This is a genomic window from Mesorhizobium sp. (assembly GCF_005063415.1).
Taxonomy (GTDB): domain Bacteria; phylum Pseudomonadota; class Alphaproteobacteria; order Rhizobiales; family Rhizobiaceae; genus Mesorhizobium.
The window spans coordinates 5,691-17,451 of sequence record NZ_SUEG01000110.1; the positions used below are offsets into that span (position 1 = coordinate 5,691).

At 63.7% G+C, this 11,761-nt stretch carries 14 protein-coding genes; 7 read left to right on the top strand and 7 right to left on the bottom strand.

The window, feature by feature from the left end:
• Together E5W70_RS23555 and E5W70_RS23560 are read right to left on the bottom strand one after the other, a co-directional pair.
• Positions 1-1,255: hybrid sensor histidine kinase/response regulator (locus tag E5W70_RS23555; protein WP_292662960.1), on the bottom strand; the 1,255-nt coding region annotated here is incomplete at its 3' end.
• Positions 1,256-1,265: 10 nt separating this feature from the next.
• Positions 1,266-2,345, bottom strand: coding sequence for an FIST signal transduction protein (locus E5W70_RS23560; RefSeq protein WP_292662962.1), 1,080 nt, complete (start codon positions 2,343-2,345; stop codon positions 1,266-1,268).
• A 474-nt stretch (positions 2,346-2,819) separates the two neighbouring features.
• On the opposite strand from E5W70_RS23560, the gene E5W70_RS23565 reads away from it, so the two are divergent.
• Entirely contained in the window at positions 2,820-3,842 is a 1,023-nt protein-coding gene (locus E5W70_RS23565) for an acyltransferase (RefSeq protein WP_292662963.1), read from the top strand.
• Positions 3,843-3,861: 19 nt separating this feature from the next.
• Here the strand turns inward: E5W70_RS23565 and E5W70_RS23570 are convergent, their stop codons facing one another.
• Both E5W70_RS23570 and E5W70_RS23575 read right to left on the bottom strand, forming a co-directional pair.
• Positions 3,862-4,359, bottom strand: a complete 498-nt coding sequence (locus tag E5W70_RS23570; protein ID WP_292662965.1) for a GNAT family N-acetyltransferase — start codon at positions 4,357-4,359, stop codon at positions 3,862-3,864.
• Between the two features lie 21 nt (positions 4,360-4,380).
• Entirely contained in the window at positions 4,381-5,145 is a 765-nt protein-coding gene (locus E5W70_RS23575; protein WP_292662967.1) for a copper homeostasis protein CutC, read from the bottom strand.
• Between the two features lie 226 nt (positions 5,146-5,371).
• On the opposite strand from E5W70_RS23575, the gene E5W70_RS23580 reads away from it, so the two are divergent.
• Both E5W70_RS23580 and E5W70_RS23585 read left to right on the top strand, forming a co-directional pair.
• Entirely contained in the window at positions 5,372-5,815 is a 444-nt protein-coding gene (locus tag E5W70_RS23580; RefSeq protein ID WP_292662969.1) for an SRPBCC domain-containing protein, read from the top strand.
• A 119-nt stretch (positions 5,816-5,934) separates the two neighbouring features.
• On the top strand, positions 5,935-6,390 hold the full coding sequence (locus E5W70_RS23585) for a carboxymuconolactone decarboxylase family protein (protein ID WP_292662971.1): 456 nt from the start codon (positions 5,935-5,937) through the stop codon (positions 6,388-6,390).
• A 26-nt stretch (positions 6,391-6,416) separates the two neighbouring features.
• Here E5W70_RS23585 and E5W70_RS23590 read toward each other — a convergent pair whose 3' ends face one another.
• Positions 6,417-7,325, bottom strand: coding sequence for a LysR family transcriptional regulator (locus E5W70_RS23590; RefSeq protein ID WP_292662973.1), 909 nt, complete (start codon positions 7,323-7,325; stop codon positions 6,417-6,419).
• A gap of 126 nt (positions 7,326-7,451) precedes the next feature.
• Here E5W70_RS23590 and E5W70_RS23595 point away from each other — a divergent pair, with 126 nt between their 5' ends.
• The 3 genes from E5W70_RS23595 to E5W70_RS23605 are packed head-to-tail and all read left to right on the top strand — an operon-like array spanning position 7,452 to position 9,546.
• On the top strand, positions 7,452-7,955 hold the full coding sequence (locus tag E5W70_RS23595) for a nuclear transport factor 2 family protein (RefSeq protein ID WP_292662975.1): 504 nt from the start codon (positions 7,452-7,454) through the stop codon (positions 7,953-7,955).
• Positions 7,956-8,014: 59 nt separating this feature from the next.
• Positions 8,015-8,998, top strand: a complete 984-nt coding sequence (locus tag E5W70_RS23600; RefSeq protein ID WP_292662977.1) for a CocE/NonD family hydrolase — start codon at positions 8,015-8,017, stop codon at positions 8,996-8,998.
• The gene (locus E5W70_RS23605) at positions 8,995-9,546 is read left to right on the top strand and encodes a nuclear transport factor 2 family protein (RefSeq protein ID WP_292662980.1); all 552 of its coding nucleotides are present in this window, start codon (positions 8,995-8,997) and stop codon (positions 9,544-9,546) included. Before E5W70_RS23600 ends, E5W70_RS23605 begins: the two co-directional genes overlap by 4 nt.
• A 38-nt stretch (positions 9,547-9,584) precedes the next feature.
• Here the strand turns inward: E5W70_RS23605 and E5W70_RS23610 are convergent, their stop codons facing one another.
• Positions 9,585-10,016 (bottom strand): cupin domain-containing protein, encoded by a 432-nt coding sequence (locus E5W70_RS23610; RefSeq protein ID WP_292662982.1) that lies wholly within the window; start codon positions 10,014-10,016, stop codon positions 9,585-9,587.
• Between the two features lie 69 nt (positions 10,017-10,085).
• Positions 10,086-10,916 carry an AraC family ligand binding domain-containing protein gene (locus E5W70_RS23615; RefSeq protein WP_292662984.1) on the bottom strand — a complete coding sequence of 277 codons (831 nt, stop codon included), beginning with the start codon at positions 10,914-10,916 and terminating at the stop codon, positions 10,086-10,088.
• Positions 10,917-11,006: 90 nt separating this feature from the next.
• Here E5W70_RS23615 and E5W70_RS23620 point away from each other — a divergent pair.
• Positions 11,007-11,761: amidohydrolase (locus E5W70_RS23620; protein WP_292662986.1), on the top strand; the 755-nt coding region annotated here is incomplete at its 3' end.

Here is an 11,761-nt window from a genome sequence, read left to right on the forward strand (position 1 = left end):
CCTTGGCGACTGTTTCCGAGCCGTCGGCGGTGACGATGAGCGCCGGCACGGCGCGACCGAGATAATCACGGACCTCGGCGATTGTGGTGGTGCCGAGGTCGCCGCGGTCGAGATGCTGGTCGGCTATGACAATATCTGGCAACCAGTCGGTATCGCCAAGCATGTCGAGCGCGTCACCGGTCGAGGTGGCGGGGCGCACCAGGCATTGCCAGCGCTCGAGCAGGGAGGTCATCGCCTGCAGCACGTCGATGTCGTTCTCGACCAGCAGCACCTTTGTGCCGAACAGGCCGTAGCCGCGCGGCCGCTCCATTTCGGCGGTGCTGGCGATTGGATCGGCTGTGTCGCCGATCCCGACCGGAACGTCGATATGGAAAATCGTGCCATGTCCGACCTTCGACGAAAACGTGACGGGATGGCCGAGTGCCGCGGCGATGCGGCGCACGATGGCCAGCCCCAACCCCAGCCCGCCGGCGGCAAGCCCGGCATCCGTCGGGATCGCGCCGCGATGGAATTCCTCAAACACCGCCTCGCGCTGGTCGTCGGGGATGCCGCAGCCGGTATCGGCGACGTCAATGCGGATCGTGTCGCCGCGATGCCTGGTGCCGACCAACACGCCGCCCGAGCGGGTATAGCGCAGTGCATTAGACAGGATGTTCTGCAGGATGCGGCGCAGTAAGGTTCGGTCCGAACGTACGAGCGCATTGACCGGCCGGAACTTCAGCGTCAGCCCCTTCATCTCCGCAACCGGCTGAAAATCCGAGCGCAGAGACGAAAACAGCGTCTCCAGGCTGACATCGGTGACGTCGGGTTGCACGACGCCGGCATCGAGCTTGGAAATGTCGAGCAAGGTGCGGAGCAGGTCCTCCATCGTCTCCAGCGATCGCTCGACCTGGCGGACCAGGTTTCTGCCTTCCTCGCTGGTCTGTACTTCGGCAAGCGCCGAGACCGACAGATGCGCGGCGTTCAGCGGCTGCAGCACGTCGTGGCTGGCGGCCGCCAGGAACCTGGTCTTGGACAGGTTCGCCAGCTCGGCGTTTTCCTTGGCCGCGTTCAAGTCGATGTTCGACTGCTCCAGCCGGCGCAAGGTCGAATGCAGCTCTTCGGTGCGGCTGCGCACCCGGCTCTCGAGCGAAATGGCGGTCTGGAACAGCGAAAAGGCATTGCCTTGCTGGTCCATGGAACGCTCGACGCGGCTGATCAGCGCGGCGTTGATCTTCTTCAGCCTTTCCAGGTCGTCGATGTTCCTGAGCGGCATCCCGGATTTCCTACTCCGCCGCTTCGGCCGCGTTGCGTTCACCGAAGGCGATGCCGGTGAAGGTTTGGTTCAGATGCATCGAACGGTACTGTTCGCCATAGGTGCCGAAGCCGAGGACGTTGTTGACCTTGTAGAGTTCCGAAATCTCGCGATAGACTTGGCGGTTGCGCGCGTCGAGCCGGCGCAGCACGCAGTCGAAGCCGAGGATCAGGTCGATGCCGCCAAGCCTTTGGCTGACGTCGCTGAGCGCGGCGCGGGTCGCCTCGACCATGTCCTTGGGCTGGGCGACGGCAAGCACGACACCATCGTCGATGGCGCAGAAGAACGACAGCGAGCCGTCCGCGTGCATCTTCTGGATTGAGCGGCAGTAAAATTCGCCGCCCACTTTCACCACCACCGGGTGCGAGGCAAAACTCAGTGGCGTCAGCATCTGCGCGACGACGCCGACGGAGGCGGCATATTCCTCGGCGGCATTGGTGGCGTTGAATTCGCGCACGATGCGGTGGTCGGGATCGGATGCCGTCACCACCAGCTTCTCGTCGGTGGGAACGAAATTGTCGGTTTTGAACACGTGGAAAGGAATTTCCGTGGTGATCAGCACGATGATGGCGCTGTCGGAGGTCACTTTGCCGTTCGAGATCAGCCGCGTTGTCTCGAATTTCAAATCATCGCCAGCCGACCCGCCGATCAGTGGAATATCGTCGAGCCCCCAATGGATGGCGGAGGTCACCGCTTCTTCGGCATAGGACAGCCCGTCGATCAAGCAGAGCGCGAAAGTGGTGTCGGCTCGCTCGTGCCCGAGGCGCTCGCGTAACGAACGTCTCAGCGCCTCGACTTCGCCGGTAATCCCGTCCATGCCCGATGAGGACAGATTTTCGACCATGGTGCTGGCTGCCGAAAACGATGCGGAGGGAAACAGCATAGCCAGGATCTGGCCTTCCTCCAGCCCTTTGGGCGTTATCTCACCGGCCGTCGAGCAGCCGGCATAGTGGAACGCCGGCGCGTGGGTCTTCAGCGCTTCCGACAGGGCGACGGCCTCTATGAGACGCTGCGAGAAAAACAGGAGGGCAAACCCGGCGTCGATGGCCACTGCTTCCGCTGCCACCGCCCGGGCGAACGCATCCGCGTCAGATTCGTCGGTGGTGAGTACCGAAAGGCCGCATGCATAGCGGGTCCGTGACTTGGCCAGCGGCTTCCTCCTCCATTTCCTCCGACGCTTTTTTTGTGCGCGTCTGGCGCGCCGGCGTCGAGGTCATTGTTGTCTTGAAGCGGCGCTTTGGCAATGCGCCAACATGATGGATTTGAAGTTTCTGCCGTTTGACGGCGTCCGCGCAGCCGCTCACGGACGGAAGGCGACATCGCACCGCGATGGCGGCGGCTGCCGCCAACGCCTGAGACTGCAGACCGTCGGTTTTGGGAAGGGGACTTATTGGCCCCTTTTTGTGCGTCCCGTACTTCGGGCGTGTCCTTATCTCGCACTTGCACAAAGTTCTGGTGCGCTGCAATATAGCTAGAGGAATGCGGCCTCCGGCCCGCCTTTCGCAGGTTCAATGAAGGGACCGGCATGACGGACATCTCCGCGACGCGTCTTGTCGTGTCCAGGCCTGTCGCCGACAGCTCGGCAAGAACCAGGCTTGCCTATCTCGACGGCTGGCGCGGCCTGTCGATCGAGCTGGTGCTGATCGGCCATTTCTTTCCCGTTCCCGGCATCAATCTCGGCGTCGTGGGCGTCGAATTCTTCTTCGTGCTCAGCGGCCGGCTGATGGCCGAGATCCTGTTTGTCGAATACTATCCGCTGAAGAAATTCTTCAAGCGCCGATTCTCTCGCATCTATCCGGCACTGCTGGTTTTTGTCGTCGCCGCGATGGTTGCCTTGACCGGCACGTTCGTCGCCTTCAAGTGGAAGGCGGCGCTGACGGCGCTGACGTTCACCTACAACTATGCCGGAATTCTCGTCACCCGCGCCGGCGCGCTCGACCACATCTGGTCGCTCTGCGTCGAAGAGCATGCCTATATCATCCTGGCGCTGATCAGCGTTGTTGTCTCGGGGCGGTCCCGGGTCATCGTGCTGCTCGGCGCATTGTCGGTGCTGGCCATGGCAAACGGCGCCAGTTCCTACTGGGTGCTCGCAATCGGTTACGAGGGCACCTATTGGCGTACCGACGTGCACATCGCCTCGATCCTGCTGTCGGCGGTGATATGCCTGCTCCAGGCCGACGACAGGCTGCCGGCGCTGCTCAAGGGGCCGCATGTCGCCCTGGCGGCCTCAGTCGTGGCTGTGCTCCTTTTCATGGCTGCCGTGCCAACCCCGATCCACTATCTGGTCGCGGTGCCGCTCTTGGCGCTCGCCGTCAACTCGCTCGACTTCAGCAGCCGGTACCTGACCGGATTTCTATCCTCCCGGCCGATGACGATGCTGGGGCTGTGGTCGTATTCGCTCTATCTTTGGCAGCAGCCCTTTTACCAATTCGTCGACATACAAGGCAGTTCGCCGTGGCTGATGCTGGCGGCGGCGTTCGCTTGCGCGCTGTGCAGCTACTATATCGTCGAAAAGCCGGCCCGCTCCTGGCTGAACCGCAATTGGTAGGGTGAATAGCGCCCGCCGTTCAGCCGGCGATCCGTCTTGCATAATACCGCACGGCTTTCTTGCCGCCGTGGATTACCGCGTCGCCCACTTCCACAAAGCCGAGTGCGGTATGGAAGGCGTCCGAGGCCGGATTGGGTGGTTCGGCATTGACTTCGCAGGTGATGATCGCCTGGCCGGCGCGTGACGCCTGCTCGAACAGATCCTCATACAGCCGGCGGGCATGGCCGCGGCCGCGCGCTTTGGCGTCGACCACGACACGATCGACATAGACGAACCGCGGATAGCGCTGGCGAAACCACAGGAAGTTCGGGCTGTCGTAGCTGGCGTCCTGGTCGAAGGTCATGATGAAGGCTTCGAGCGTGCCGATGCGGCGCGTGTAAAACGCTTCGCCGAGCAGGAAGGACAGGCGCTCGGGTTCCAGCCACGACAATTCGGCAGCATGCTCGTTGTTGAGCGCGAGGATGGCGGGCTCATCACGCGGCGAGACGTGCTCGATCGGGAAATGCGTTTCAATCATGTTTTCTTCTGTCATCCGGCATCATGTCCGGGCAGCGGCGATGGTTGCCGCCACCATCGCCTCGTCGGTCACGGTGTTGCGGTATTCGCGGTCGAGGTTGGTGCCGCCCATGCCGACTTTCGGGTTGCGGTAGCGCATGGCGCTCGGCACGTCCTTGAGCGCGGCGAAGTGCATTTCGCCCAATCCGGTTTTCCTCCGCACCTCAGCGATGTTCTCGGGGGCGAGCCCGCCACAGCCGAGGATGATGATACGGTCGCCGGCCTGCCTGACAAGATCGGCGAGCAGGTCCGCGTCTTCCAGTGCCGTGTCGCGCTGGCCGCTGGTCAGTACGCGGCCGACCTTGCAGCGGATTAACGCCTCCAGCGCCTCTGTCGGATCGCGGGTCATGTCGAAGGCGCGATGGCAGGTGACGTTCAAGCTTCCCGCCGCCTGCGCCAGTTCGCTCATGCGCTGCTCATCGATCGTGCCGTCGGCAGCGAGGCAGCCGACGACGACACCGGCGACGCCGAGCTCGGCAAGCGCGCGGACATCGGCGAGCATCGAACGGTATTCGGCTTCGCTATAGAGAAAATCGCCGCCGCGCGGCCGCACGATGACGTGGAACGGGATCGTCGCCAGCTCGAGCGCCGTGCGCACCGTGCCGAAGCTCGGCGTGATGCCACCCTCTACCAAGCTGGCGCAGAGCTCGGCACGGTCGGCGCCTGCGGCTTGCGCGGCCAGTAGGCCGTCTATGCCTTCGACGCAGATCTCGATCAGCGGGAGGCGAGGGCGTTCGGTCTCGGTCATGGGCGATCCGTCGATGATTTCAGCTGGCCAGCGGTAGCATCGGGTCTGGTGCGATGAAAGCCGGAAGTGTTGGCTCAATGCGCTTGCGGGCGCGCCTGCCATTCCGCCGCTTGACACATTCATAACTTAAGCGTTATACGTAACTCATAGCTGGTGGGTTATTGGTTCTCATGGAGAGAGCGTTGTTGAATAGCCCAGCCAAACCGCAAACAACGGGTCCGAAGTCATGACTGAAGCAACTACAATCGAAACCAAATCCATTGTCGTCGAGCGTCTGATCCCGCATGCGGCTGAAAAGATATGGCGCGCACTGACCGTGCCGCATCTGGTTGCCGAATGGCTGATGGAGAACGACTTTGCGCCTGAGCAAGGCCATCGCTTTACCTTTCGCGCGACGCCGGTGCCTGGCTGGTCCGGCGTGACGAACTGCGAGGTGCTGAAGGTCGAGCCGCCACGCCTGCTCGCCTACAGCTGGGGTGACGGCACCGAATCCGACAGCGGTCTGAAGACCGTGGTGACATGGTCGTTGATGCCCGAAGGTACGGCGACGCGGGTGCGCATGGAGCATTCCGGGTTCCGGTCCGAGGACGAGCGCGGCTACATCGGCATGGGAAGCGGTTGGCCGCGCATTCTCGAGCGGCTTGAGCGGGTCACTGTCTCGCAAACCTGAAGATCCCGGCGCTCGCCTTGCCGCAACGCGGCGGCCGGCGAACTGACAGAACCAAGAAGTATCGAGACCCCGGATGTTCGTCGTCCGGGCTTGAGAAAACACGCCCGAAGGAGACCACTATGCAAGCACGATTGAAAAACCCGGTGATGCTCATTCCCGGCGCCCTGCAGGCGCTGCTGGCGCTGGACAAGTCGACGGAAACGGCCGACCTGTCCTATGTGACGCGCAAGCTCGTCCATTTGCGCGCCAGCCAGATCAACGGATGCAGCCTCTGCGTCGATATGCATGCGCGCGAATTGAAGAAGGCCGGCGAAAAGGATGAGCGCGTCTTCACCGTGTCCGCCTGGCGGGAAACACCTTACTTCACCGACGCCGAACGCGCCGCGCTGGCGCTGACAGAGGCGGCAACCCGGTTGGCCGACCGGCCGGATCCGGTGCCGGATGCGGTCTGGGACGAGGCAGCCCGGCACTATGATGAAAAGGCGCTTGCCGCCCTGGTCGTCCAGATTGCCCTGATCAACGCATTCAACCGGCTCAACGCAACCACCAGGCAGATGGTCGGCGCCTGGGGCTGAACGGGCCGGGTTCTCGAAAAGCCACATCAGATCCGCAGCTTGTGAGAATTCGCGCGCACGAAGTCGATGAAGGCCCGCAGCTTCGGCGGTACGAGGCGGCGGCTGGGATAATAGAGGTGGAGCGGCTCGTAAGCGGGACAGAAAGGCTCCAGCACCTTGACCAGCGCGCCTGAGGCAACAAGCGGCGCGGCGAGGCCCTCGACCGCGAAGGCGAGGCCAAGCCCCTGCGCGGCGGCATTAATGCACAGCGGAAGCGTGTTCACGACCAGACATGCGTCCGGTGTGAATGCGACTTCACGTCCCTCCACGATGAACTCCCAGGGCGAAATCGTGCGGGTGCGGGTGAGAGCGAATGCGATGCAGCGATGGGCGGCGAGGTCGGCCGGCAGCTTCGGCGTGCCGTTGCGTGCCAGATAATCGGGGCTGCCGACCACGACCATCTGCAGGGGCCCGCCCAGGCGCGCGCCGATCATATCTTTCTCGATAAGCTCGCCGATGCGCAGGCCGGCGTCGAAGCCCTCGGCGGCGATGTCGACGAAGCTGTCGTCGAAGGTCAGGCTAAGCCGCACTTCGGGATAAGCATCCATGAACGGCCGCATCAGCGGCTCGATCAGCAGTGGGGCGGCGATCCAGGGCAGGCTGAGGCGCAGCGTGCCGGCGGGACGGTCGCGGGCCTCGCGCAGTGCCGCACCAGCCGCCCGGATATCTTCGGCTGCCGGGCGCACATGATCGAGGTATTGGGCACCGGTTTCGGTCAAGCCAACGCTGCGGGTCGTGCGGTTGAGCAGCCGCACCCCCAGGCGCTCCTCGAGCCCCTTGACCGCCTCGCTCAACGAGGCCGGAGCGACGCCGAGCTCGGCTGCGGCGCGGGTGAAGCTCCTGGCCTCCGCAACTTTTACGAAGGCGACGATACCGCTGAATTGGTCGAGACGCATTGTAAGGTTTTTCCAAATAGCCCTGTCGAACTCTACTGGTTTTTCCGGTGAACAAAAGGCCTCATGTTGGATCCGACGAACGGCCTCGCTGTTGCGACGGCTCGAACTGGCAAGGAGACAGGACCGATGACCAGGCTCGCTTCACTCGCCGCCGGCGCTCTTCTGGCGGTGTCTGCCGCCCCGGCGAATGCCGGGCCGCTGGAGGACGGCAACATCCAACTCATCAAGGACTATTACGCAGCTTACGCGACCGGCAATCCCGAGGCCGTGCGGCCCTTCCTCGCGCCCCACATCGTGTGGCGCATTCCCGGTCATCATCCGCTCGCCGGCGACAAGCGCGGGCCGGACGAGGTGGTCGCCTTCTTCCGCGGCCTGGCCGACGGCAAATTCAAGGCCGAGCCGATCTTCTTCCAGGCGCAAGGCGACCTCGTCGTCGACGTCCATCGCGGCTGGTCGAATGTCGGCTCAGGTCCCGAGATCGACCAGCTGTACGCGCTGATGTTCCGCATCAAGGACGGCAAGATCGCCGAGGCACAGAATTTTTTGACCGACATGTATCAGTCGGACGCATTCTACTGGGCGCACTACCCGCTGACGCCATTGCCCGGCCGACTGGCTGGCGAGCGCTGAGACGGCGGTCTTTCTCGCAACGCGCGGCGCTTCTCGCTCCAATCCAAAGGAGACTTGCGATGCTTAAAACCTTGACACTTGCTGCAGCAACCGCCGTGACACTCGCCGCCTCCAATGCCGCCGCCGCACCGCGCGTCGAGCGCGTCACATTCTCCTCGCATGGTGAGCAGCTCGTCGGCGAACTTTATCTGCCCGACGATCTCGGCACGGCGAAACCTCGGCCCGCGCTGGTCGTGACCGGCGCCTGGATGACGGTGAAGGAACAGATGCCAGCCCGCTACGCCCGCGAGATGGCCGATCGTGGCTTCGTCGCCTTGACCTTCGATTTTCGCGGTTGGGGCGAAAGCGGCGGCATACGCCGCCAGTACGAGGATCCTAAGGCCAAGATCGCCGACATCGAAGCAGCGGTCGCCTATCTCGCGAGCCGGCCCGAAGCCGATCAGGACCGCATCGGGGGGCTCGGCATTTGCGCCAGCTCCGGCTACATGGTCACCGCCGCGGCCGAAAACGCCGCGATCAAGTCGGTCGCCCTCGTTGCGCCCTGGTTGCAGGATGCCGAAGTGGTGGAGCAGACCTATGGCGGCAGGCACGGTGTCGCCAGGCTCGAGGCCGCGAGCAATGCGGCAGAGGCGGAATATCGCCGCACCGGCAAACAGGCGTTTCTGCCCGCCGCGAGCCTGACCGACGAGCGCGCAATCATGTTCAAGATGCCCTATTACACCGAGCCCGATCGCGGCATGCTCCCGGCCTGGCGCAACGAGGCCGATCCGGCCTTCTGGCGCGGCTGGCTGAGGTTCGACGCCATCCAGGCTGCCCCGCGCCTGCACCAGCCCTTTCTGATGGTGCATAGCGAGGCAGCAGCCATTCCGCAGGGTGCGCACAAGTTCTACGCGCGGCTGACGAGCTCCAAACAGGAGCTGTGGCTCGACAGCGTCACTCAATTCGATTTCTACGATCGTGCCGGGCCGGTAACGGCGGCGAGTGATGCCGTCGCCGCGCACTTCCGCGCGACGCTGGGCAGTGCGGGGGAGGCGGGACAATGAGCTTCGTCACCCGCCGGCATGTCCTGATCTCGGCGGTTTCCGCTGCGATGATTTCCGCCGTCTCGGCGCCCGCCTCGAGCGCATCGGGAGATGCGCTGACGGTCGAAGACAGGATCGCAATCGCCGAGGCAGTTGCCGGGATCGGCCTCTATGCCGACCTGCGTGAATGGAACCGGGTCAGATCCTATTTCGCGGCCCGCGTCACGACCGACTATACCAGCCTTTTCGGCGGCGAGGCGACAACCAGCGACCGCGACGCGCTGATCGCCCTGTGGCAAGGGCTGCTGCCGGGCTTCGACGCCACCCAGCACCTCATCACCAACATCACCGTCGAAGGCGCGGGCAATGACGCGGTTGCACGCAGCCATGTCCGCGCAACTCACTGGATCGGCGGCCGGTTCTGGACGGTCGGCGGCAGCTATCTCCACCGGCTGGTGCGGACGCCGGAAGGCTGGCGCGTCAACGCCATTGCCATCCATCGGTTGTACGAGGAGGGGGATCGCGCCGTTCTGGCCGCCGGTGCCGATCGGGCGAAAGCGGCGGAGTGAATTCGGACGTTGCTTGCTGCAGTGCCCGACGACCGCAGCTACTGGCGCAATACCGTGTTCTTGGTGCCTTCTTCAACCTGATCGATGACCAGCAGTTTGACGGGATCGGCGCCGACATTGGTCGCTTGATGCCATTGCCCGATCATTTCGATGATGAAATCACCTGTTTGATAGGTGTTGCTCTTGCCGGTCTCGACATTGGTCACCTGAAGCGTGCCGGCCTCGACATAGGCATAGCGCGGAAACGGATGCTTGTGGACCGGCAAGGTGGCGCCCGGCGCGATCTGATAGGCCGAGACCAGGACCTGCACGTTCTTCTGCGGCAGCGTGATCGGCTGGCCGGACGCAGTCTCGGTGCGAGAGGCAAGCGGAGTCACGACAACCGGCGTCTCGCTGGCGTCCAGCGCCTGGGCAGCCGTTGCGGATAGAACTGCCGCGAGTAGCAGCGTCGATGCCAAGATTTTTCGCATGATTCCCCCCGAGCTGCGTCAGCATTGCGCAGCAAGCTTTGGCGCGCAAGCTTGTCTGTTCAGGCGCGCCTATCCTGCTCTTCTGAACATGCCTGGCGTCATGCCATGCATAGCCCGGAATGTACGGGACAGATGGCTCTGGTCGGCGAAACCTGCCGCGATGGCGGCGTCGGCGAGGCCAAATCCCCGTTCGATCAGCGCACTCGCCCGGCGCAATCGCCGGTCGCGGATATAGGCCGCCGGCGTGAGGCCGATCGCCTTGTTGAAGTCGCGGATGACCTGGAACCGGGTTACGCCGGCCACGCCGGCAAGCCGCTTGAGGTCGAGCTGCGAGCCAAGCTCGCTTTCGACAAGATCGCGGTAGAGCGAAAACCTTCGCCGTGAACTGGAGCTTTCGAGCTCCTCGGGACGCCCGTTCCAATCGCCATGCCGAACGATCAGCCGTCGCAGTGCCACGAGCAGGGACGTCTCGGCCGTCATTGTGTCCGGGGATGTTGAGCCCTGGTGTGCTGCCGCCAACGCTGCAGCAAGACCACTGTCTTGGATAGTCGGGCGCGAAAAGGCCGGAGCGCCATCGCGGCCGAGTTCGCGGGCAAGCGCGGTCATCAGCGGCACCGAAGGATAAAACGTCCGGTAGGCCCAGCCTTCGTCCGCGCCGCGTTCGCCGTCATGCCACTCCTCTGGATTAACGACGGCAATGGCGCCTGCCGGAGCAAGAACGCTTTGACGGCCGATGCGAATCCGCTCGCAGCCGAAGGTGATCAGGGCGATCACATAGGTCGGGTGCGTGTGCAGTTCGTAGCGGTGCCGGGTGAAGCGCGCCTCGAACAGGCCTAGGTCGGGGAAGCACGGATGCCGCCAGTATTTCCCGGTCTCTGCCGCTTCGTTTGTCCTTGCCATGGTCAATCCGGTTCAAGACGCCTCTCGTCCGGCCTTGTATGCCTGGCAGGATCAAATCGCGCCGCCTTTGTCGGCGTGAAAGGAGGCATCATGCTGCATAATGACCCCATCGCCGCGCTGACACCAGAGGTCATAGGTTGGCGGCACCATATCCATGCCAATCCGGAGCTCGGATTCAATGAATACGAAACGGCGCGTTTCGTTGCAGAGAAACTGCGCTCCTTCGGCCTCGACGAGGTGCATGAAGGGATCGGCGGCACCGGCGTCGTCGGTGTCCTGCGCCGCGGTGGCGGCGCGCGCGCCATCGGCCTTCGCGCCGAGCTGGATGCGCTTCCGGTGCTGGAGAAAACCGGCCTGCCCTATGCTTCGAGGCAAGAGGGCGTGATGCACGCCTGCGGTCATGACGGCCACACCGCGATGCTGCTCGGCGCCGCCAAACTGCTCAGCGAGACGCGCACCTTCGACGGCACCGTCACTTTCATCTTTCAGCCGGCCGAGGAGAACGAGGGCGGCAGCATGCGCATGATCGAGGACGGCCTGTTCAAGCGCTTTCCGGTCGAGGCGGTCTATGCGGTACACAACTGGCCGGGCGTCAGGCTGGGGACGATCGCCGCCCGCATCGGGCCGCAAATGGCGGCCGTCGATAATTTCGAGCTGACCTTCGAAGGTCTTGGCGCGCATGCCGCGATGCCGCAGCTCGGCGACGACCCAATCCTGGCCGCCGGCGCCTTCGTGCAAGCCGTCCAGCGCATCGTCAGCCGCTCGGTCGACCCGCAAACCGCGCTCGTCGTCAGCCTCACGCAGATCCATGGCGGCAATGTCGGCAACATCGTGCCGGGCAAGGT

Coding starts and splice junctions, on each gene's coding strand:
- E5W70_RS23570 (WP_292662965.1), bottom strand. CDS start 4,359: ATGATTGAAACGCATTTCCCGATCGAGCACGTCTCGCCGCGTGATGAG.
- E5W70_RS23575 (WP_292662967.1), bottom strand. CDS start 5,145: ATGACCGAGACCGAACGCCCTCGCCTCCCGCTGATCGAGATCTGCGTC.
- E5W70_RS23605 (WP_292662980.1), top strand. CDS start 8,995: ATGAGCTTCGTCACCCGCCGGCATGTCCTGATCTCGGCGGTTTCCGCT.
- E5W70_RS23585 (WP_292662971.1), top strand. CDS start 5,935: ATGCAAGCACGATTGAAAAACCCGGTGATGCTCATTCCCGGCGCCCTG.
- E5W70_RS23565 (WP_292662963.1), top strand. CDS start 2,820: ATGACGGACATCTCCGCGACGCGTCTTGTCGTGTCCAGGCCTGTCGCC.
- E5W70_RS23590 (WP_292662973.1), bottom strand. CDS start 7,325: ATGCGTCTCGACCAATTCAGCGGTATCGTCGCCTTCGTAAAAGTTGCG.
- E5W70_RS23610 (WP_292662982.1), bottom strand. CDS start 10,016: ATGCGAAAAATCTTGGCATCGACGCTGCTACTCGCGGCAGTTCTATCC.
- E5W70_RS23580 (WP_292662969.1), top strand. CDS start 5,372: ATGACTGAAGCAACTACAATCGAAACCAAATCCATTGTCGTCGAGCGT.
- E5W70_RS23600 (WP_292662977.1), top strand. CDS start 8,015: ATGCTTAAAACCTTGACACTTGCTGCAGCAACCGCCGTGACACTCGCC.
- E5W70_RS23615 (WP_292662984.1), bottom strand. CDS start 10,916: ATGGCAAGGACAAACGAAGCGGCAGAGACCGGGAAATACTGGCGGCAT.
- E5W70_RS23595 (WP_292662975.1), top strand. CDS start 7,452: ATGACCAGGCTCGCTTCACTCGCCGCCGGCGCTCTTCTGGCGGTGTCT.